The sequence below is a fragment of the Streptosporangium sp. NPDC002544 genome, from assembly GCF_040295965.1.
Taxonomy (GTDB): domain Bacteria; phylum Actinomycetota; class Actinomycetes; order Streptosporangiales; family Streptosporangiaceae; genus Streptosporangium.
Genome location: NZ_JBEOWJ010000047.1, coordinates 36,500 through 58,735 on the forward strand (window position 1 = coordinate 36,500; position 22,236 = coordinate 58,735).

The 22,236-nt window shown below is 71.6% G+C and carries 10 protein-coding genes and 1 pseudogene; 3 read left to right on the plus strand and 8 right to left on the minus strand.

Going from position 1 to position 22,236, the window contains the following annotated elements; genetic code table 11:
• Nucleotides 1–3: 3 nt before the first annotated feature.
• The 5 genes from ABT061_RS43405 to ABT061_RS43425 all read right to left on the minus strand — a co-directional run bounded on the left by ABT061_RS43405 (nt 4) and on the right by ABT061_RS43425 (nt 16,890).
• Nucleotides 4–4,845, minus strand: coding sequence for a hypothetical protein (locus ABT061_RS43405; protein WP_350929369.1), 4,842 nt, complete (start codon nt 4,843–4,845; stop codon nt 4–6).
• On the minus strand, nt 4,842–7,223 hold the full coding sequence (locus ABT061_RS43410; RefSeq protein WP_350929371.1) for a hypothetical protein: 2,382 nt from the start codon (nt 7,221–7,223) through the stop codon (nt 4,842–4,844). Before ABT061_RS43410 ends, ABT061_RS43405 begins: the two co-directional genes overlap by 4 nt.
• Nucleotides 7,220–10,495, minus strand: a complete 3,276-nt coding sequence (locus ABT061_RS43415) for a DUF6603 domain-containing protein (protein WP_350929373.1) — start codon at nt 10,493–10,495, stop codon at nt 7,220–7,222. The genes ABT061_RS43410 and ABT061_RS43415 overlap by 4 nt, the downstream gene beginning before the upstream one ends.
• On the minus strand, nt 10,492–12,774 hold the full coding sequence (locus tag ABT061_RS43420) for a metallophosphoesterase family protein (protein ID WP_350929375.1): 2,283 nt from the start codon (nt 12,772–12,774) through the stop codon (nt 10,492–10,494). The genes ABT061_RS43415 and ABT061_RS43420 overlap by 4 nt, the downstream gene beginning before the upstream one ends.
• 90 nt (nt 12,775–12,864) lie before the next feature.
• Nucleotides 12,865–16,890: a choice-of-anchor D domain-containing protein gene (locus ABT061_RS43425; protein ID WP_350929377.1), complete on the minus strand. Its 4,026-nt coding sequence runs from the start codon at nt 16,888–16,890 to the stop codon at nt 12,865–12,867.
• A gap of 166 nt (nt 16,891–17,056) precedes the next feature.
• On the opposite strand from ABT061_RS43425, the gene ABT061_RS43430 reads away from it, so the two are divergent.
• Nucleotides 17,057–17,641 carry a Tn3 family transposase gene (locus ABT061_RS43430; RefSeq protein ID WP_350929379.1) on the plus strand — a complete coding sequence of 195 codons (585 nt, stop codon included), beginning with the start codon at nt 17,057–17,059 and terminating at the stop codon, nt 17,639–17,641.
• On the opposite strand, the gene ABT061_RS43435 is transcribed toward ABT061_RS43430, so the two are convergent.
• Complete coding sequence (locus ABT061_RS43435; protein WP_350929381.1) at nt 17,627–18,121, minus strand: MFS transporter; 495 nt, start codon at nt 18,119–18,121, stop codon at nt 17,627–17,629. The genes ABT061_RS43430 and ABT061_RS43435 overlap by 15 nt on opposite strands.
• On the opposite strand from ABT061_RS43435, the pseudogene ABT061_RS43440 reads away from it, so the two are divergent.
• Nucleotides 18,044–18,406: pseudogene (locus ABT061_RS43440) on the plus strand (DUF4158 domain-containing protein); the annotation flags it as partial. The gene ABT061_RS43435 and the pseudogene ABT061_RS43440 sit on opposite strands and share 78 nt — an antisense overlap.
• Here the strand turns inward: ABT061_RS43440 and ABT061_RS43445 are convergent.
• Both ABT061_RS43445 and ABT061_RS43450 read right to left on the minus strand, forming a co-directional pair.
• On the minus strand, nt 18,404–19,180 hold the full coding sequence (locus ABT061_RS43445; RefSeq protein ID WP_350929384.1) for a response regulator: 777 nt from the start codon (nt 19,178–19,180) through the stop codon (nt 18,404–18,406). The pseudogene ABT061_RS43440 and the gene ABT061_RS43445 sit on opposite strands and share 3 nt — an antisense overlap.
• The gene (locus ABT061_RS43450) at nt 19,177–20,418 is read right to left on the minus strand and encodes a sensor histidine kinase (RefSeq protein ID WP_350929386.1); all 1,242 of its coding nucleotides are present in this window, start codon (nt 20,416–20,418) and stop codon (nt 19,177–19,179) included. The genes ABT061_RS43445 and ABT061_RS43450 overlap by 4 nt, the downstream gene beginning before the upstream one ends.
• A 286-nt stretch (nt 20,419–20,704) precedes the next feature.
• Between ABT061_RS43450 and ABT061_RS43455 the strand changes: the two genes are divergently transcribed.
• On the plus strand, nt 20,705–22,210 hold the full coding sequence (locus tag ABT061_RS43455; protein ID WP_350929388.1) for a S41 family peptidase: 1,506 nt from the start codon (nt 20,705–20,707) through the stop codon (nt 22,208–22,210).
• Nucleotides 22,211–22,236 lie beyond the last annotated feature (26 nt).

Genomic DNA, 22,236 nt, shown 5'->3' on the forward strand with positions numbered 1-22,236 from the left:
GGGTCAGCCTCGCAGCGGGGTCGACACCGTGTCGCCGGCCGGATGGCCGCCGACGTTCTGCGCCAGCAGCAGCGCGGGCAGCAGGTGCCCCATGGCGGGCACCAGATCCGGGTCCACCATCCGGACCTCGGCCAGTTCGGCCGTCTCCCTGACCACCTCGGCGAGCGTGTCGTCCTCCCACGGCGCGAGCGGGTCGGGTGACACCGCCAGCAGTAGCGCCTGTGGCGCGCAGGCGTCGGGGGCGTCGAAGTGGAAGGCCACGGCCGTGTTCTCCGTCTTGGCGGGGACGACCTCCACCCAGGCGTCCACCACCAGCATCGCCAGCGGCGCGGTGGAGTCAGGCGCCCCGGCGCACACGATGGACACCGATCCGGCGGTGGCGGGTCCTGGCAGCGCCGCCCAGCGGGGGCTGCTGCCCTGCTGGCCGACGTGCCACGTCACGGGCGCGCCGCCGCAGGTCTCCGACAGCAGGACCAGGTCGGCGAGGCGCCCGACGGGTTCGCGGACCCGCGCCATGTCCGCGATCCAGTCCTCGATCGCGTCCGCCGTGGCCCCCTCGGGGGGGCCGTCCGGCGGTTCGGCGGTGAACAGGGGCAAGGCGCGGAAACCCGGCCCGAAGACGGCCTCGATGGCGCTTAGCGGATCCTCGGCCGCGGCCGCGTCCCGCAGCCGTTCCTCCGCCTCCTCGGCGTCGGCGACGCCGAAACAGGCCAGCGGCCCGTCGTCGCCGGTGTCGCGGAACCGGTTGAGCGCGTCCCGCAGGGCGTCGGCGGCGTCCGCCGCACGGCCGCGCGCCTCCGCGTCGTTCGTGCCCGGAGCGCTCGCACGGCTCAGGTCCTGGGCGGTCGCCGCCCGGCCGGCGCCGATGACCGACCGTACGCTCGCCGCGATCTCCAGCAATTCCGGTACGGACAGCACCTCCGCGGGCCAGTGGTCCGCCCGGTCGAACGTGACCTCGGCCCCGGCCGCGTACCGCCGCAGCCGGGCCACCACTCCGGTCCCCGGGGCCACCACGTCCAGCGGGCAGAGGCCGACCTCGGCGAGCGTCAGTTCGCGCCCATCCGCCCGCCATCTGACCCTGGCGGGGTCGCCGAGCAGCTGAGCCGCCCAGGCGTTCAGCCGGGGTTCGGCGGCGGCGCGGTGGTGCAGCGCGCGCTGCGCCTCGGTGGCGGACCAGGTGGCGGTGGCGGGAGGCGTGACGACGAGCACCCGGTGCGCCACGCCGATCCCGGTACGCGGCGAGCGCACCACCTCCGGTTCCGGGGGCGGCACCTCACCACGTGACAGCGCGTCCAGGCTGCCGCCGGCTCGCATCGGGTTGCGTTGCGACGTCTGATGCACGCTCTCGGCCATGCCGATGTCGGCGATCGCGTCGGCCCTGTCCCGGAGCCGGGCCAGCAGCGCGGTGAGCTCCCTGTGCGGGCCGCTGCCGGGTTGGGGCAGCTCCGTCCCCCAGGGCAGCTCGGTTTCGCGCAGCAGCAGGGCCAGCCCGTCCACCGTAACGAACGCGGCCGCGGCGGTGACCGGGACCTCGTCCGGCATGGGGGTGAGCACGCCCACCTCCAGCGGCGCGAACCGCCGGAACACGGGCAGGTGGGCGGCGAGCCCGGCCTGGTGCAGATCACGCTCGAACCGGGCGCCGAGCACAGCGCCGAGCGGCCGCCCTTCCCGGACCGCGTCGAGCGTCTCCAGGGCGGCCCGCACCCGGGCCGCGGACAGGTCGACGGCGAGCGTGGTGTCCCTGTGGCTGAGGAATCCCGACCGCAGGACCCCGGCGGTGACGGCGTGCGCGGGTGAGGGCGCGTGGATGTAGCCGGTGGAGGCCGTTCCGTCCGACGGCGCGAGGTCCCGGACGAAGCCGTAGCCGCCAACGTGTACCCCGGCCGGGGTGGCGGCCCGCAGCGCGCCGAGCCGGTCGGTGGCGACCGCCGTGATCCAGGCGTCGAGGCGATGGGACGCGGCGTCCAGGACGCCGGCGGCGAGCCGGGCCACCTCCCCGGCGGGCCGGTCGGCCAGCCGGGACAACGCGGCCAGGCAGTCGGCCACGCCGAGCACCTCGGGTGGCGGCTGTTCGCGGTGCGCGGCCCGGTAGATCAGGTCGGTGACCGGTTGACCGCCGAGGGTCGCGGTCGAAAGATGCCGCCACGAGGTCGGCGTTGTCGATTCGATCGGGTCGGGCTGCGTGATGTCCACTAGGTCTACGAGTTCGGGTTCGGGCAGCGGCGGCGGATCCGCGGGTACCGGCACCAGGGCGAGCGCGGCGTCGGCGTACGCCTGAAGGAGGCTGTGCCGCACGAGGGCCGCGAGCAGCGGCGTGTCCGGATCCGACCAGCCCTCGTGTAGTTCGGCGGGGGTGGCGCGGGCCATTTCCCTGAGCCAGGGTAGGGGGTGCTCCGCCCAGCCGGGCGCCGGCTCGACCACGAACGGGCGGTCCACGTTAAGCGCGCCCTCGGCGAAGCCGCCGCGGCCCAGCAGCGGGATCCGCGGCGCGCGGAGCCCCAGCCGTTCGTGCAGCGGCTGGAGCGACTCCCACGCGTCGGCGGCGGTGGACGGCTGTCTGGCTACGGTGTGCAGCACGTTCCGGACCATCGGCCCGATGAACGGCCTGACCTGGTAGGAAGCGGACACGTCGTCGGTGGCCAGCAGGTCGAGCACCGTCCGGCCCGGGTTGCGATCGCCCGGCCGGACCTGGGCGACCCGGGGCAGCGCGGCACGCCACTCGGTGGTCAGCGCACGCAGCAGGTTCACCCATCCGGCGGGGGTGTTCGGCCCGACGGCGTGGGACCGGCTCGGCAGGCGCCGCGCGAAGGCGGTGGCCGCGCCGATGAACACCCCGCCGTCCTCGCCTGCGGAGGCGTTGAACGGCCCGATCCAGCGCGCCGGGACGCCGTCGGCCAGTTCGTGGCCGACGTGGTATTGGCCCGTGCCGGCCGTGAGGCCGTCGAATGTCCAGAACTGACTCACGTGCAGCCGTCCCAGGCCGAACGCCGCCGACGCGGCGGTGAGCCGCGCGTTCTCACCCTCCAGGGAGCCGACGGCGCGCCGCTCCGACCAGGTTCCCCCGATGCCATGGGTGACCCGGTAGTTGAGCGGAACGGGCCGCCCGGAGATCGGATCGACGGACACCGGCCCGCCGGCGGTGAGGACGACGAGGTGGTCGCTGGCCGACTCGGCGCCCAGGATCCGCTCGCCGGGCGCGAAGACCGAGGTGACGTCCACCGGAGGGTCCCAGCCGTTGACGGTTCCGTCCGGCCTGGCCGACCGCCCGACATGGATCCGCACCGCACCGGGCGTCTGCACGACGGCCACCAGATCCTCGCCGTGGAAGGCGAGGCCGAGCCCGGTCGGCGGCGGTGTCGGCGGCGCCGCGAGGGCGCCCACCTGGTCGGCGCCGTCCGCCCGCAGGCGGTAGATCGGCCAGCTCAGCGTGCCCGCGAAACCGACCAGCAGGTTCTCCCCGCGGACCAGGGCGGCCACGCCCGTCGCGTCGGCCGGGGCGGCCAGGTCGTGGGCCAGGGTCTTGCGGTAGGTCCAGCCCGAGCCCTTGTCGAGGTCTCCCAGCACCCGTATGGCCAGCTTCGGCTCGCTCACCGGGTCGGGCCGGTAAAGCTCGACCTCCACCAGGTTGCCCCGGTCCGACAGCGGGCGCCACCGCCTCAGCGAGGTGACCGGGAGCGTCCCGTACGGCTGGTCGCCCACCCGTAGCGCCGGCAGCGGGCCGCAGGGACGGACATGGTCGAGCGCCCAGCGGCGCCAGCGCGGCCCGGCATGGTCGAAATCGTCCAGCCGCAGCAACTGCGTCAGGTAGTACCCCCAGGTGCCGGGCCAGAGCACGGCCGCGAGGTCGGCCTGACCTTCGACGTCGTACCCGCCCAGGGGCAGGCCGTCGAGCGGCAGGCCGAACGCGGCCGCGAGGGCGTCGGCGTCCCTTCCCGGCGCGTCCGGCGTGTGCCCGGCCCGCCTTTCCTCGGTGTTGTTGGTCGGGGTGCCGTGCGGGACCAGGCTCAGGCCGGTGTGGTAGCGGTGCGCGGTCAGCAGCGTGCCGAGCGCCGAGGCGTCCTCGGCCGCCGTCATCGTCCCGCGTACGCCCGTGACCAGAAGCAGGTCCACCCGTTCCCGGTCGGGCAGCGGCAGGAGCAGGCCCATGCCCATCCGTACGGCAGTCTCGAAATCGCGCATCCACTGCATATTGTCCGGGCCGTCCGGGCGGGCGGCGGGGTCGGGGCCCAGGTCGAGCGGTCGGCTGATCAGGTTGCCGCGCGCGGTGGCGATCCTGGTCCCGCCCCGGTAGGCGTGCGCCACCCACCGGTCGGGCAGCAGCACCGCCCGGCGTGGCCGCGTCCACCGGCCGTCCTGGGTCGGCGGGTCGGGGAAGACACCGTTCACGGGGGTCAGCTTGAGTTTCACCCATTCGGCACGGAGTTCACCGACCTGGGTGACGAGCCTGCCCCACGCGGCGTCCGTCGGGTCCCGCCAGTAGGCCAGGCCGGCCTCGACCTCGGCGGGGGCCAACGGATGCTCGTGCTCATCGAAATCCACATCCGGAAATATCCGGATCTTAAGGAGGTTGTCCTGGTAGCGGGTCTCCAGGCGTACCGGCAGCAGGAGCAGCGGCACGCCCGGATCGAGCGCGCCGATCGTGGCGTCCATCGCCTTCTCCAGCTCCGCCTGCGCCCGGTCCGCCGCGGTCTGCGCCTGCCCAACCAGCAGCAACTGCCTGACCAGCGGTACCCCGGTCACTCCCCGCTGCCGCATCGCGAGGTACTGGGCGAACACCCCCGCGGCGGTCCGGCGCGCGGTCTCGGCGGTGGCGCGCAACTCGACCAGGCGTTCATAGGGGGTCACCGCGACACCTCCAGCAGATCGCTGGAGTGCAGGCACACCCGCAGCGGCCGCCGCTCGCACCGTGCGGCGACCTGCGCGGCGCTCTGGCCCCGCTCCGCCCCCAGATCCACATGTCCCGAGGCGGTACGGCCCGACATGGTCGCGGGCGGTCCGAACCGGGACTCACCGGACGGCTGCTGCAGCACGAAGAACCACCCCAGCGGGTCGGCGGGCAGGTCGAACCCCAGGAAAGTCAGGTCGGGCGGGATCCGCCCCGCGAAAACGGGCAGGCGCTCCTCCCCCGGCACCGGCTCGCGCCTGCCGTCGACCAGGCGGACCGGGGCGGCGTAAACGCGGGTGCGTGGGTAACGTCTCAGCAGCTCGCCCCGGATGACCAGGACGATCTGCTCGCCCGCGCCGAACAGATGTTCACCGAGATCGCCGTCCCAGGTGTGATCGATCGCGGGGATGTCGTCGTCCACCGGCCGGTCCCAGAATCTGCGCAGTGAGGTGCCACGCTGGTCGGTCGGATAACCACGCCACAGCAGTTCGCGGACGAACTCGTGGTTGGCCCCCACCATGAGGCTCTCGACGAACCGCTCGTTGACCGGCAGCGCGGTGACCGACTCGGGCGGCAACTCCTCGATGCCCGGCAGCAGCAGCCCGGGAGACAGCGCGATCAGGTCGCGCGAGAGCGGCCGGTCGAGCACCGGCGCGGCCAGGATCGGCGCGAGCGGGTCCGCCGGCGCCCAGCCCTCCGGCGGCGTCAGCCGTACGGCGACGCGGGCGGGAATCGTGTCATCGGGCCGGGTGGCGGCGAGCAGGACCTTCTTGATCCGGGCGAGCGGGATCGCGGGACGGCCGGGCGGCGGCTCCGCGGGGGCGCACGGCGGCATTCCTCTCTGCTGTTCGACGGCGGCGCGCAGCAAGGCGTCCCAGGCACTTTCCGATACGTGCGCGGGACGCTGTTCGCGATGCTCGTCCAGCAGGTCGCCGGTGATCTCGCACCAGCCGGGCAGGGTGACCGTGCCGTCCGGCACCGGCCGTTCCCCCACCGCCGGCAGACCGTCGTCGACCTGCCGCAGCAACTCGGCCGCGGTCAGGCCCGTCCGCCTCGCCAGCGGGCCGCGCGGGCGAAGCGCCCGCCGGAACGCGGGCGAGAGCAGGCCGCGCGGCACCCGGCTCGACTCGATCTCCGCTGCCAGCGTCAGTCGCTCGCCGCGCACCCGTGTGAGCAGCGGTCCGCACATCAGCACGAGTTCGGCGGCCTCCAGCTCGGCCAGCCTGGCATACGGGACCTGGCTCGCCGCGCGGGCGAGCTGGGCCTGGCGCAGCAGCGCGTTGGCTGCCTCCACCTCGCCGATCTGGCGCCAGGCGTCGGCCATCAGCTCCTCCTGGCCTTCCTGGACGAGCCGCGCGCCCAGCGCCGCCGCCGCGCGATAGCGGGGATCGAGGTTGAGCCGCCGCAGCCACGGCTTCGCCGCCCCGGCCAAGGATCCCTCGGCCGCATGCCATCTGCCGTAGCAGGGCGGGCCGAAGGGGCCGTCGACCAGAGCGGTGAGCGCGGCGGCGTGCTCGGGCGGCGGCAACGGATCGTCTGTGGACCCGAGGGCGCCGGGGAAGACCCACGGGCCGAGCTCGGGCACCTCGGCCGTCCGGCCCACGGCGGTCTCCGGGCGCAGCGGGTGGCGGCGCAGCCGCGAGGCGAGCGTGGCGAAGTCACCGCCGGGGCCGGTCGTGAACCGCCACGAGGCGTACACCGGCAGCTCCCGTGGCTCGGCGTGGGAAACCTCCCAGGCGGGATCCGTCGTGGCCGTGTCAGGCACCGGGCGCCGCAGCCCGGCCAGCCGTCCCGACTCGAACGCGGGCACCACCGCCGCGATGTAGGACGTGCCATCCGCCAGCACCCGGGGGCAGAGCAGGCGGGACCGGCCGCCCTGCGCGTGGGCCCAGGCGTGCGACTGTCCCAGATCGGGCAGCTCCGCCTGGACGTCGGGCACCAAGAGCACCGGCAACCGTCGCTCGTCCCCCGGATCCAGCTCGCAGATGTCGGCGGCCACCACAATCAGGACGATCCAGGGCCGCAGCCGGTCGCCGTTCGGCGCGGCCGGAGTGAACATCCACGGCAGGTCGGGGATCGCGAACTCCACGCAGCAGAAGAAGGTGGGCTCGGCCGTGTCGGCCCCGTCCGCGGGGTCGGTGCGGATCATGGTGCCCCCCCGGCCCGGGGCCAGGACGTCGCCCGGCCCCGCCAGCCGCACGTCGAGCGAGCCCGCGCCACCGCCGACCGCGGCGTGAACAGTGAACGCCGCCCGCGACGGCAGCGGCCCCTCCAGCGGGTCCACCGAGGTCACCGCCCCGGCCAGCCCGGCCCGTATCCACGGCACGAATTCGGTCACGGCCGCACCGCCTCGTGCGCGGCCACGACCTGCGCCCCCGGCAGCGTACGCGCCATCGCCGCCGCCTCCACCCAGCTCGGGAACGGCCCGGCCAGCAGGGCGAGGGTGGTCGTGGACGCCACCGCGAAGGACGGCCCCGCGAGTGTGACGGCCGGTCCCCGGGCCGGGGCATGCACGGGTTCCGGCGGTGCAACACCCGGGTCGATCGGGCGCGGCTTCGGGTCGTCCTCGTCGATCACCCAGGTCTCGTACTCCTCCTGGCCGGCCTGGACCGGAGTGCCCGAGCGTGCGGGGGGCGTGCCGATGCCGCTGCTGCCGGAGATGAGCGAATCGAACGCGGGCCAGGACAGCTTCTCGTCGTCGGTGAGCGTGAACAGGTCGCCGGGGGCCCAGGAGTCGCGCACCGGTTCGCCGGGGCTGACCGGTTGGCCGCCGACGGTGTAGGTGAGCGTGTACGCGCGCGGACCGCCCGGCAAGGGGGCGCCCCCGTACCGCTGGATGGTCACGCCGAGCGGGACCACCCGCTGGCGTACCGAGAGGCTGCCCCCAGGGGGGGCGAGCAGCGCGGTGCCGATCGTCTCGCGCAGCACCACGACGGCCTCCCCGCCGGGGGGCAGCGCCGACCATGAATCGGGGTCGGTGATCGCGGTCACCAGGTCGTCGACGGGGTCCTCGGCGAAGATGGCGGTCTGCTCCGGCTCCGCTCCGATGGACACGTCGATCGGGATCCTGTGCCTGCCGAAGAAGTGCACCTCGGCGTAGCCGGTGGCGCGCAGCGGCTGCGGGCCGTACAGGGTGAGCACGAGTTCCGCTCCGATGAAGGGGTCGCCGCCGCGCTTGATGACGATGCCGCCGCCGAAGTCCACGATGAACTGGAACGGGGACAGGGTGATGAGCGCGTCGAACCCCAGGTAGACGTCGGCGCTGAACAGCCCGAGCACTCCGGCCTTCAGTTCGGCGTGCGCGTCCAGCCGGGCCCCGACCTGCAGGGTGTTGGACGTGGTCGCCAGGTAGGTCTCCAGCCGCACCCGTGGGTTGTCACCGGAGGCCAGGGCGATCGTCAGGCGGCGCAGCGCGGGGAAGCCCGGCGGTGGGGTGAAACGCGGGTTGAAGCCGCCAACCGAGATGGCGAAAGCCGGGGTGGCGCCCCAGCCGATGCGCAGCGCCATATCGCCGTAGACGTCGAAGACCGCGACGCGTGAGTCCCGCAAGGTGGCGTCCACCGACAGCTCACCACGGCCGAGATCAAGGATCCCGACCACATCCAGCCGCAGGACGACGATCGCCGCGTCCGGATCAGGCAAGACCACGCCGAGGCGGCCCAGCAACGCTATCTTCAGCGGCAGCGGCAACTCCAGCACGAGGCCGAGATCGCATTCGACGATCTGCGGGCTGCCCCAGCTGAGCCGCGCCATCAGCCCGATGGTGAACCGCCCGGGCGCGGTGGGGAACACCGACTCGACGTCCGCGATCACCTGGGCGGCGCGGGCGACCGGATCGCGGGGGAACAGGATCGAGTCGAGCACGCCGGTCCGGGCGCCATCGCGCAACGTGTCCACGTTCATCGTCCGGTTCAGCCCGAGGATGCCGCCCAGCCCCGACAGCGTGAAACCGAACCCGAGCTGGATCGGCGGGAACTCGGCCGTCAGGATCACCAGCAGGCTGAACCCGTCGTCCCCCGTGGAGATCAGCCCGATCGCGGTGACCGCCACGACGTCGCCGATCGCCAACTCCAGGATCCCCTGGTATCTGCCTTTCTCCGGCTCGTTGCGGACGAATCCCCCACCCGTGACGGCGGCCGCCTTGATGGTGAGCCCCACCCCGCGCGGCGGCAGGAACCTCGGCACGACGTCCAGCGGCCCGAGGTTGCCGCCGCCCTCCGGGAACGTCGCCCGGCCCTGGAATCCGATCTCCTGGACGGTCGCGCTCACCGGTCCGAGCCGCAGCGTCGTGGTCACGCCGACGCGCGTTTCGATGTGGTCGGCGTCCGCGCGCAGGCCGAGGTGGAGCACCTCGACGGTCAGCACGCCGAGCAGGTCGACGTGGAGCGGCAGTTCGGCGGCCAGCCCGGCGGCCCCGGCGAAGAAGACCCCGCGCCGGTTGGACCAGCCGATCCCGAGGTCGAAGTCGAAGGCCAGGCCGTCGGCAGGCAGCACCGAGGCCAGGAACCCGTCGCCCTCGGCGGGCGCCAGGGTGAAGCGGGCCCGCTCCACCGCCGCCTGGACTTCCAGGTCGAGTTGGGCCCCCAGGCGCGCGGTCACGCCCGCCGTGAAGCCCTCGACGGTCAGCCGGGCGCTGTCCGAACCCACCTTGAACGCCTGACCGTCCGTGGTGGCCCGGGTGTAGGTGAGCCGGAGCGTGACGCCGTCCGGGCCGTCCACGACGGGAGCGCCGCCCGCCGGAAAGAAGACCGAGACGATGTCGCCGCTCACCTCAAGGGCCAGCTCTTCCCCGGCGATCCGCAGTTCCCCGTACGGCGTGAGCCGCATCCCGGGACCGTCGCCCACACCGGTGGGCACCAGTTCGACGATCGCCCCCAGCCACCCCATGATGAACGTCGCCCGGCGGCGGGCCGCGTCGTCCTCCGGGGTGGGCGCCTCAGGCTCGACGCCGCCGAGCCCGACGACCCCCCGGCCACCCGCCATGACCACCAGGTTGAGAAGCGGCCGGAACACCTCGTCCAGCACCCGCCGCGCCGCCTCCTCGTCAGCGAGCGGACGCACGCCCAGCCGATTCCGCAGATGCCCGATCGGGTCGCGCAGCAACTCGCCGACCACCTCCGGCGCGAACACGGGCCGGAGCACCGGCAACCGGCTCAGCGGCGCCCCGGGCGCGACGGGCGCGGCGGGCCGCCGCTCGATCAGGCCGATCAGCTCGAACGCGCTGTAGAGCGCGGGCTCCCGGCCGATGTAGAGCACGGTCAGATGGTTCACCAGGTCGGCAGCGAACGCTTCGACGACCTCGGCGGAAACCTGCCCCGCCGCGGCGGCGAACTCGTCGGCGAAGCTCACGAGGGCGCCCACCGTGTCCGCGAGTGAGCCCAGGGTCTTGGCGAGGGCGTCGATCGACCCGAAGTCCAGCCCGGACCGCAGCGCCTCGACCGTGTCGAGCAGCCTGGTGACCGAGTCCTCGACGTCGAGGTCGGGGGCCGACCAGCCCATCTGGTTGAGCAATGTGATCATCGACTGCTCGTCACCGGCCGCCAGCACCAGCGGAGCCACGAAGTCGAGCGCGATGTCCACGATACCGTCGAGTGCGTTCCGCTCGGTCATAGGAAGAACGGCTCCGGTCGCTCGTCGGGACCTGGGGGGTACAGCGGGGCCAGATGCAGCGTGAACGTTTGCGCGGACTCCTCGGGTTTGCCGCCCGTCATCCAGTGCAGCCGGTGCGCGAGGAACGGCCGCCCGCCCACGGTGCGGAACAGGATCTGGCCGATGTTGGGTTCGCCGACGACCGCCCGGTGCGCGTTGCGGATCTCGTCGACCGCCATCTCCGGCGGCGTACGCGGGTCGGCCTGCGCCGCGTCGCCGAGCCGCCGGTCGCCCGGGCGCCGGTCGGTGAGGAAGCTCACCTGGTAACTCCAGTCGGCGGCCTTGGCCAGCTGGCTGACCCGGAGCAGCGCGATAGGGTCGCCCCACGGCCCGGTGGGGACGAGCGCGGGTGTGCCGAGCAGGTCACACGCCTTGGTCCGGCGGATCAGGATCTGCTGGAGCGGCTCGATCAAGTCGTGCACCTGGGGCCGCTCCAGCGCCACGGTCAGCAGGACCCGGTCCACCGCCGACAGGCCGTCGGCGAAACCCAGCCAGCCTTCGCCCTGGTCGCCCAGATAGCCGATGAACTGGATCGCCCGGGTTTTGCCCTCCGCGTTCTTGGCCGAACTGGAGCACAGTTGCAGAATGCGCGCCGGGTTCTGGCCGCCCGGGCCGAAGTAGGCGATCTGCATCGTGAACGCGTAGTGCACGTCGCCGGACAACAACACAACCCGGCCGAACTCGGCCAACTCCCTGAGCAGCCTCTGGTACGTGACCTGGTTGATGGCCCAGTTCTCCTGGTCGGCGCGTCGGTTACCGCCAAACAGCCCGCCCAGCGCGAGCAGCGGCTGCACCACCCGCTCGACCAGCGGATGGCCGAACACGGGCGCGGGGGCGATCACCAGGCACAGCCGATCACCCGGCGGCTTGGGCCGCCGCGCGATGAGCTGCCGCTCCACCTCCTCCGCCCGCAACAGCCCCGGGCGTTTCGGCCCTTTGGAGACGTAGTCGCGGCGGGTACGCGAGTCCAGGGCGATCACGCGATGCTCCTCGCCGTCGATCGACCAGTCCCAGGTCATCCGCTCCCCCTCCTTGACAGTGAGGTCGAGCAGGATGTCGGCAGCCCCCGGATCCCCCGCGATCGGCGCCGCCCCACCGGCCGGGACCGTCACCAACTGAAGCAGCTTCGCCGGAGCACCAGCCGCGAACCTGGCCGGTTCGTTCCCCCACGCCTGGAAGACGCCGAACGCCAGCAGGCCGTTGCGGACGATCTGACGCAGCACCTCGTCGGACCGGGTGTTGTCGAACCACTCCCGGTCGATGTTCCAGTCGTCGCTGATCTCGTGGTCGTCGAACATCATCATTGTCGGCGCGTTCGCCAGCGCCCGGCGCGCCCGGCGCAGCGTACGGACGAAATCGCTCAGATCACGCCGGACGCATCTCTGCTCGCCCGCGACCCCGCCGAGCGAGGGGCGGCCGGCGGAGTCGCGCGGCCACAGCTCGTCCGACCAGACCATGACGTACATCGCGCAGAACTCGGCGAAGAACATCAGATGGTTGACGCTCTCGCTGCTGGACAATATGGGCTTCTTCGTGGACTTCGTCTTGAGGTACGCCTCGCGTGGCCCGCCCGGCTTGACTTGATCGGAGGTCACCCGCACCGAACCAGGGAACTCTTCGGCCGGCTGCACCCCGAGCAGCCCGGCGGCCTCCTGCAAGGTGTGCAGCATGGTGAGCGCCACATCGTCGGCGTAGATCTGGTCGCCGGTGAGCAGCAGTTGGTGGGGCCGCTCGTTGGCCGCGTCCCTGGAGCGCTCGATGAGCAGATCCACCATGACGAGCGCGTCCTGGCCGCCGCCGTGCGGCTTGCGGCAGGAACTGTGCACGATGTTCAGGCTGGCCAGCCCGGGGGCCAGCGCGAACGAGGGCAGCGAGTCGGGCAGGTAGCCGAGCGGATACTCCCCGGAGAGCAGGCCGGGCTGGTCGGCCAGGGTCTCGGTGTCGCCGGTGCCGGTGGGGGTCAAATGCAGGTCGTAGGCGTAGACGACACCGGGTTGGAGCCGGTTGCCGGTCACGGTCAGGTGGCAGACCGCGACATGGAGCGCGGCGCCCAGGGCGCGGGTCTGCACCGGGGTCGCCTGCTGGCTGGGATTGTTCTTTCCCGGCTCGTAGACGACGAGCCGGATGGAACACGACCGTTTCGTCGCGACGAAGACCGCGACCTCGTCTTTGGTGACCCTCCGCATGATCGGCCCGCAGATCAGTAGGGGCCAATCCTCCACCGGCCGGACCAGCGTCACACCGTCGCGCCTCCCCCGTTCGTCCCGGCAGAGGAGCCAATCGTAAGCTGGGACGTGCGGGCAGACCATGACCCGGCGACTTGACCGGATTCAGGGCATCAGTCCAGTGCCGCGTAGCGCCACCTCGTGCGGGGAGCCCGCCGCGTTGCTCGTGAAACGCAGCAGCGCGGTCCGCTCACCGGCGGCGCTCGGCACGAACCTGACCCGAATGGTGGTGTGCGAGCCGGCCGCCACCACCGCGCCGTCGCCGCTCACGGGCAGGGTGAAGTCGGCCGCGCCGGGACCGGTCACCACCGGATCGTGCAGGGTGAGGGGCCAGGCACCGGTGTTCGAGACAACCACCTCGCCCTCGGCGCCGCTGAGGTCGGCGGTTCCCAGGTCCATCGTGGACGGCTGGATCGCCGCCACTGGCATACCGCCGATGCCGCGCAGCACGGTCCTGTGCACGCCGCCGTGAAGGTCGCTGACGACGATGGCTCCGGTACGAATCCCCACACCGGAAGGCCGGAACCGCACCCGGACCGCACAGGAGCGCCCCGGCCCGAGCGGCAGCCCGGCGCAACCGTCCCGGCCGAAGAAGTCCCCCTCGATGACCAGGCTGCCGAGGTCCGCCACGACGTTGCCCGTGTTGGTGAGGGTCACCTCCTTCAACTCGCTGTTCGCCCCCACCAGCCAGAGCCCGAAGTCCGTCTCAGGCAGGTCGAAGACGAGGCTCGCCCCTGTTCCGGTGCCCCGCAGCGTCACCGTCGCCGTGTCCCCGGCGGCCGACCTGAACACCAGTTCCGCGCTGTGGTCGCCGACCGACCGTGGGGCGTACCCGACATCGAACGCCTGCCGGCCGCCGATGGGAACCACGACGGGAAGCACGCCGGAGGGTGCCGCGAAGTCGTCCGCGCCGACGATCTGGATGTCGACGAGCTCGATCTGCGCGGCCCCGTTGTTGACGACGGTGACCGAAAGCCCGGTGTGGTGTTCGCCGGCGGGCGTCGCGGCGAAGTCGAGCGCGGTCGGGGTCACCGTGAGGGCGGGTGCCGGGATGCCGTGCCCGGTCAACGGGACGACATGGGGGCTGCCGAAGGCGTCGGACGTCACCACTAGTTCCGCCGACCTGCTGCCGGTCGCGGTGGGCAGGAACAGCACCCCAAGGACCTGCCATGCCTCCGGCGCGAGCGGCAGGCCCGCCACTGGCTGTGCCACGGCGAAGTCGCCGGGATGCGCCCCGGCCAGGTGCACCGACACCACGTGAAGATCGGCTACGCCGTCGTTGGCCAGGCGCACCCTGTGGATCGCACCGACGGTGCCCACCGGCTGTGTGCCGAAGTCCGCGTCGGGCGGGTCGAGCACCAGCAGCGGTTCCGCCAGACCGGTCCCGGTGCACGAGACGGCCGGCGGATCACCGATCGTGTTGCCGGTTAGCAGGACGGCGCCCGAACGCGGGCCCGGGCGGGTGGGGCGGAAACGGACGAGCAGGGTCCGGGATCGCCCGGGAGCGAGGGGCGAGGTGTCCGTCAGCATGGCCTCGAAGTCGCCGGCGAAGGTGAGGTCGCCGAACCGCAGCGCGGCCGTCCCTTGGTTGAAGATCTCGACGCCCTGCCACGAGCCGGCCCGGCGGATCGGCACGCCGGGAAAGACGAGCGTGTCGGGAACGACGACGGCGACCGGCGCGATGCCCATCCCGCCGAGCGTGACCTCCATCCGCCGGTGGCCGGGGCCACGGCGCAGGTAGAGGACGAGGTTCGCCCGGGTCGGCCCGGGGCGGGTGGGCGTATAGGTCACGGTCAGGTCGGCGGACTGCCCTGGCGGCACGATCGCGCCTTCAGGTCGCACTTCGAAGTCGCCCGGAGAGTCGGCAGTGATCGCGAGGCCACTGATCTGGGCCTCCCGGTCGCCGCTGTTGTGCAGGCGCAGTGTCCGGGCCCCGCTGCCGCCGACTTCGATCTCACCGAAGTCGAGGTGCGAATGATCGGCGGTGAGGTCCGGGCCGTGCCCCGACCCGCGCAGGCCGACGCGGAACCGGGGCGTGGCCGCGGCGCTCGCCGAAAGGATCACCTGCCCCGTCACGGGACCGACCAGGGACGGGGAGAACAGCAGAACCACCTTCGTGGTCTCGCCGGTGGCGGCGGGGCTGGACACATCCACGCGAATGTCCGCCGGCCCCCAGTCGCCTTCCAGCGCCGCCACGCCGACCTGCAGGTCGGCGGCGCCCACGTTGGCGAAGGAGAGCACGCCCATGCGCGACTCCCCGAGGTCGGTGTCCCCCAGGTCGACCTCGATGTTCCCGTACTCGTCCGGCGAGTACACCCGCTCCGAGCCGGCGCCGACTCCGGCGAAGGGACCGGTGGTGACGCGTATCCGCCCGACGGTGGCGGCGCGGGGAATGGCCGCGGGCTCCAGACCGCAGCGCCTGGTGAAGGCGTTGCTGAAGGTACGGGCGGTCCCGCTGACGCCGCGCAGTGCCTCGCGCCACCGTTCCAGGGTCGCCTCCGGATACAGTCGCCTCACCTCGTCGGCGGTCAGGTGATGTCCCTGACCCCAGTGCGGGCGCCCGCCGAACGTCTTCGCGGACCGTTCGGCGAACTCCATCCAGGCTTTGCTTTCCGGCAGTCCGGCCAAGCAGGCGACTTCGATCGACACCACGTACGGCGCGGCGAGGTTGTGCATCGAGAGCAGGGCACCCGACGGTGCGGAGAAGCGGAGAGAGATGTAGCCGGCCTGCTGGAACTTGTCGCCCGCGCTGATCAGCCTCGCGAGGTAGTCGAGATAGGCGCGGGTGTGGCCGGGGAAGATGAGCTCGGTGGACAGGCCGCGAAAGCAGTCGGGTTCCTCCCGGCCGCCGGTCATGATCAGGTGACTTGGTCCGCGCCGGCCCCCGTTCACGGACTTGTCGAGGCGGTCGGCGATGGACTTCTCGTTGATTTTGGGCACGATGATTCCCAGGCCCGACTCCCAGGCCGCAGTGACCGCACGTGCCGTGGCCTCGCCAGTGGTCGGATTATCCGCTATCGCCAGTTTCAGTTCGTTCGCCCGCATGAGCAGCTGGGCGGCCCAGACCACGCCGACCAGCGGGATTAGCGCCACCAGCCCGGCCTCCTGCTCCAGCGCGGTCGCGGCGCCGAGCAGGATGAAGGCCGACGCCACGTGGCCACACCATGGCCGGGGCAGCACGGGGTGCAGGTCCTCGGGATCGGCGGTCGGCCACCGCTGGGTGATCCAGCAGTCCGCCTGCCCCAGCGAGGTGAACGCGACCTGCAGGAACCGGGACGGCGCCGTGAGATCCGCGTTGAGCGCCACGGGCGGGTCGGGCAGCGAGTCCAGCAGCGGCGCCAGCCCGCTCCCGTCCTCCACTCCGGCCAGCAGCCTGGCCAGCATCGAGGAGACCGGCTGTCGGGTGGTGTGTTCGGCCAGCCGGTAGCGCGGCCGCACCTTGAGCACCACGGAATAGATGACGCCGAAACGGCCGCACGCGACCAGCGCCGCGTTGAACAGATCGTCGTCACGCCGTATCCGCGTCTGGCCGCACGGCAGGACGGGGCGCAGCCGCTCGTCCGTGGTGACGGGCGCCGAGGCCCGCTCGATCCACACCTCCTGGCCGCCCACGGTGACCAGGTGGATCGCCTGCACCAGGTCGGCGATCGGCGGTAGCCGCACATCGCCACCGTGCGTGGAGGTCGACAGGGCGCCGGCCAGGCTCTGCCCGTTCGCACCGCCCAAGGTGATCATGGCCAGGCCGGCCGCGTCGAGCGCCTCGTTCAGATCGACGATCTTGATCCCGGCTTCGACATGGAAGAGTTTCTCCTCGCCCGGACCGTCGTGGGCCGCGCGCCGGCCATCGGTCAGCGCGGCGTCCACCACGTTGGTCAAGGGTTTGTTCAGCTTGTCGAGGTTGACCATCCAGTCGCGGGACAGCGCCACGTCCTCAAATGCCCAGCCGCTGCCGAGCGCGTGCAGCTCGACTCCGGTCGCGGATGCCTGCCGTACGATGTCGACCAGGTCGGTGAGCGAGGCCGGGCACAGCCAGCGGGGGATGTTCAGCCGGATCGTCCGTGCCCAGTTACTCCAAGGGTGGTCCGCGAAGTCATCCCCGCCGCGGATGTAGCCGTCGGGTACACAGACCATGGTCGTCACCATCTCGCCGCCACCCGGTCGTGTCAAGGACAGGGTGCCGGGGCCGAGCCCCGGCACCCCTGGGTCCACTTGGACCACCCGCCCGTTCGGGACTGCCCAGCCCGCGTGACTGCTTCACACCTGCCTTCGCCGCCCGCGACACCGGGCTGTGCTGAACGTGGACCTGCTGCCGCGCATCAAGCAGATCAACCGGGTCAAGCTCCACCAGGCCGATCACGGAGACCTGGCCCGGTATACGAATCTGGCGCCGGCGATGACCTGGCCGGTCCGCTGGGAGATCATCGCCACCAACTACGACCAGGTCGTCAAGTACGCCACCGCGATCCGGACCCGCACCGCCTCTCCCCCGGCCTACCAGGCGATGCTGGAGATCGGCCGGGCGGCACGTACCACGTTCGTCGCCCGGTACTTAAGCGATCGCGACTTGCAGCGGGAGATCGAGGAAGGACTCAACGCGGTCATCTGCTACGGCCGCGGCGGCGAGATTTCCACCAACCGGCGCGATGAGGTGGAGATGGTCGACCGGCGCGGCCTGACCTCGCTGTTCTGGCTGCATGTCCGCCCGTACGGAGAAGTACGCCTCGATCTGAACGCCCGGCTCTCGACTCGCTCGGCAGTGCATGAGCGGGGACACGGACACGCTGAGTCCGTGGGCGTCATGAAGGCGGCCGAATCCGCTGGATGTTGGGTCAGGCCGCCTTCGTCAACCGTTTCACGGGTTCAGCACCTAGGCCGGGGTTGATACAGCCTCTTTGCGTGGCAGCAGGAAACTGACGGCGAAGGTGATGGCGAGCAGGAGGAGGCTGCCCCAGATGGTGGCGGTGAAGGCGGTTGCGCATCCGCCGGTCGGCTCGCCGGCGTGTGTGGACAGCTGAGCGAAGAAGACGGTGCCGAAGAGGGCTACTCCTACGGACGCGCCGAGCTGAGCAATGGTATTGAACAGGCCGGATCCGGAGGCGGCGTGCCTGGCGGGGACCTTCTCCAGCGTCAGTTGGGCCAGCGGCGCCACGGTCAGCCCCATCCCCAGCCCGCCGACGACGACACCAGGCAGGAAGCTGAGCCAGTTCGTGCCGGGAGTCGCGGAGCCTGCGGCCAGCGCGAGGAGAGTAAAGCCGACAGCCAGAACAACGAGCCCGATCTGCTCATGGACGAACTCGCCACCGACGCCGACATCGTCGACGAAGCAGGCGCCCTCGCCCTGTCCGCCCACACTCTGCGGCACACCCTGGCCACCGACCTGCTCCGCGCCGGCGTCGAAATCGTTGGCGTGGCCGAGCTACTCGACACCACCCGCCGCTATACCCTTTCCACTCACTTGCTGGAGTTCTACACGCGGTACGGCCGGTTTCCGCGAGGACGCTCTGAGGTGCCTGACGAGGCAGTCGAGCACGTGGCCAAGCAGGTCAAGGTGCCCGCCTCGGAGCTTGGGCTGTACAAGTGGTCCGGCTCGACGATCGAGTACCACCACAGCCAGATCCGCAAGCACCTGGGCTTTCGCATCTGTTCAACCGCCGACGCCACCAAGGTCGCGGTATGGCCGGCCAAGAACGTCGCGCGCGCCGAGCGGCGAGGCGCGCATCCCGGCGGGCGCGGCTTCCGGGATGAGGGGAAGACCGGAGCGAGGTATGACAAGGCCGCTCTCGTAGGCGAAGACGATCGCCTGAGCACGGTCCCGCAGATCGAGTTTGGTCAGGATGCGACCGATGTGCGTCTTGACGGTCTGTTCGGCGACGACGAGTGCGGCGGCGATCTCAGTGTTGGACAGACCCCGAGCGATGTGGAGGAGCACTTCGGCCTCGCGCTCGGTCAGCCTCCCCGTCCGGGAGGGCGAGCTGGGCAGCGCGGGCCGGCACCGGACGACCTCCTCGATGAGGCGCCGGGTCACCGAAGGCGCCAGCAGCGCGTCCCCCGCCGCCACCACCCGCACCGCCGAGATCAGGTCACCGGGTGGCGCCTCCTTGAGCAGGAAGCCGCTGGCGCCCGCGCGCAGCGCCTCGTACACGTAGTCGTCCACATCGAAGGTGGTGAGCATCAACACGCGCGGCCGGTGCTCTCTCGGAGGAGGGGTGAGGATCAGCCGGGCCGCCCGAAGTCCGTCCAGCCCAGGCATCCGGACGTCCATGAGGACAACGTCGGGGCACAGCCTTCGGGTCTGGGCTACGGCCTGCTCACCGTCGGCCGCGTCACCGACGACCTCGATGTCCCGCTCGGCGGCCAGTAACGCACCGAAGCCCGCTCGGACCATGGCGTGGTCGTCGGCGATGAGCACCCGAATCGTCACGTGTCACCGTCTTTCGGCTCGGCCGGCACCAGAGGGAGGGTCAGCTCGACCCGGAACCCACCCCCTGGTGCGGGCCCTGCCAGTAGGACACCGCCCAGCATGGCGGCCCGCTCTCGCATCCCGACCAGCCCGTGCCCGGTGGCGGTCGGCTCGATGGGCGTGCGTCTCCCGTCCGCCGGGAGCGCGTTCTCCACCACGACCCGCAGCCCGGTCCCGTTCCCCGTGATCGTCACAGCCGTGGCGGCGCCCGGTGCGTGCCGTATCACGTTGCTGAGCGCCTCCTGCACGATCCGATAGAGCGACAGCTCCACTCCCGGCGGCATGCGCGCGGGCAGGCCGCTCACCGTCAGGTCGACCGGGGTGCCGGCCCGCCTGGTGACCTCCGCAAGCTCGCTCACCTGGTTCAGCCCCGGCAACGGAGCGCGCCTCGGCACCGCGTCGTCGCTGCGCAGCACGCCCAGCAGCCGCCTCATCTCGGCCAGTGACTGCCGGGCCGCCGCCCCGATGGAGTCAAACTCCTGTTCAGCCCGGGCCGGCACCCCGCCGAGCCGACGCGCTGCGCTGGAGGCCTGTACGGCGATCACGGACATGTGGTGCGCCACCACGTCGTGCATCTCACGGGCGATTCGGGCACGCTCCTCCAACAGCTCGCGCCGGGCCCGTTCCACCGCGCTGACCTGTTCCTGCTCCGTGACCCGCGCCCGGGCTCGGCGGCGCCAGCGCAGGTTGTCACCGGCGATCAGCGGTACCGGCACGATGACCGCCGCCAGCTGCAGCACCACAGCCAGGCCCATGTCCGGCGGCCTCGACACCAACGACATGTCCACCAAGACGCCGAGCAGGGTCAGCACCCAGACGGCCGCCAGCATCCATCTCGGCCGGTGCTGCGCCAGCGCGAACAGCACGATCAGATAGGCCGCCAGGGGTATCGGAAGCCATGGCCAGGGGTTGTTCGCCTGCGGTGGTGAGACCAGCAGCGGGGTGATCAGCATCCCGAGGTAGATCATCCACCAGGCGGTCATCGGCCGGTGCCGGCAGATCACCACCGGGGCCGCGCAGGCCGCGCCGAGCACCACCGTCAGCTCGGTCGGCGCGTCGTAGACGGTGGCGAGCATCCCCACGTTCATCGCGAACATGAAGCAGGCCACCATCCAGGACGCGGCGGCCGGCACTCTCGTCAGCCAGGCGGCGGCCGGGGCCGCGGTGTCGGTCGCGTCCGGGGTGAGGTCGCGCAGCATCCCACCACGCTAGCCCGCGCTCCTCGCAGGGGGGATCCGCCCTGCAGCCGATCTTCGGCTTCCCTCCCCGGTATGACCTGCGGGTCGACTGGCCCCCAGGTATGAGGTCGTCAGCGGAGGGCGGCGAGCACGGCAGGCACACGAGCCGCCCGTTGACGACGGCTACCTCGGATCGGCCACCCGATCCGGGGTAGCCGATGATCGTTTCGTGATACCGGCGGCTCACCCCGAGGTTGGCTCCGTGGTGTGACGCCCGTCGCGGGAGCCACTGCCTAGCGTCGGATCCGTGAACGACAACGGAAACACGAAGAGCAGAAGAACCTTCGGGCGGCTGGCCGCCGTACTGACCGCGCTGGGCGTCGCCGTCGCCGGGCAGGCCGCGGCGACGGCCGAAGGCGCTGCCGCCTCGACGGGACGGAAATCGCTGGACGGGGTCTGGCGGGCCGACGGCTACAGCACGATCTTCAGGATCGACCAGGGGCAGCTCACCTCTTTCGACACAACGGCGATCAGTTGCCTTCAAGGGCTGCTCGCGGCGAAACAGACAGCGGAAACGCGTGACTCGGCGTCCTTCACCGCGGATAAGGGCTTCCGGCAGCTCACCATCCACGCGCAGGGGCCCGGCCGGGCGCGGCTGCGGTATCTGGGCGGCGCGGGAGCCATCGAACTGCGGAGACTCCCCGGCCTTCCCAGGGCCTGCGCCACATCCACCCCCAGCGACCCGGTGAAGGTGTTCGACATCTTCTGGGCGACCTTCGCCGAGAACTACCCGTTCTTCGCCGCCAAGGGCATCGACTGGCAAGCCGTTCGGAACCGGTATCGGCCCAGGGTCGGTCCCGGCACCGGGGAGGCGGAGCTGTTCGCCGTACTGCGTGACATTCTCAAGGAGCTCGGCGACGCGCACACCGCCCTCCTCGCGGGTGAGAACCAGTTCTCCAGACCACTGCGACCGGGCACCAGGCGGCTGGAGGGGATACCGGCCTTCCTGGCCTTCAACAAACGGGTCCAGGAGTTCATCGAAAAGCACGGCACCGGCAAGCCCCTGAAGACGTGGGGGCAGGGAGTGATCGGTTACGCCGATCTACCGGATGGGCTGGGTTACCTGCGGCTGGGCGCGTTCGACGGTTACGCCGCAGGCGGGTTCACCCGCAATTCGGCTGAACTGAACCGTGCGCTCGATGAGATCTTCACCAGGGCGCGCACCTCGGGTCCCAACAGGTTGCGCGGCCTCATCCTCGATGTCCGGGTCAACCTGGGCGGCTACGACGCGCTCGGCCTGCAACTCGCCTCCAGGCTCACCGGCAAGCCCTACCCGGCCTACGCCAAACAGGCCCTCAACGTTCCGGGCGACCCGCCTGGGTTCACCCGGGCCCAGCGGCTGCGGGTACGACCGGCCACCGCACCGACGTACACGGGTCCCATCGCTCTGCTCACCAGCAGCCTGACCATCAGCGCGGGAGAGACCTTCACCCAGGCCATGATGGAGCGCGCTCCCAGGCCCGAGCGGATCGGGGAGAATACCCAGGGGGCCTTCTCCGACTTCCTGTGGCGGACGCTGCCCAACGGGTGGAGTTTCGCGCTGCCCAACGAGCGCTTCCTGACCCGGACCGGGACCGCCTTCGATGTGACCGGTATCCCGCCGCACCTCGCCACTCCCGGCGTCTTCAGTGACAAGGAACTGAACGGCGGCCATGACGCCGCCTTCGACAAAGCCCTCTCCTACCTCCGGCACCAAGGCCGGGCCCACCTTCGCCCCGGACAGATCCGCCACCCGGCTCGAACGGTCCGCTAACGATCGTCGTCCCAGAAGAGGGCGGT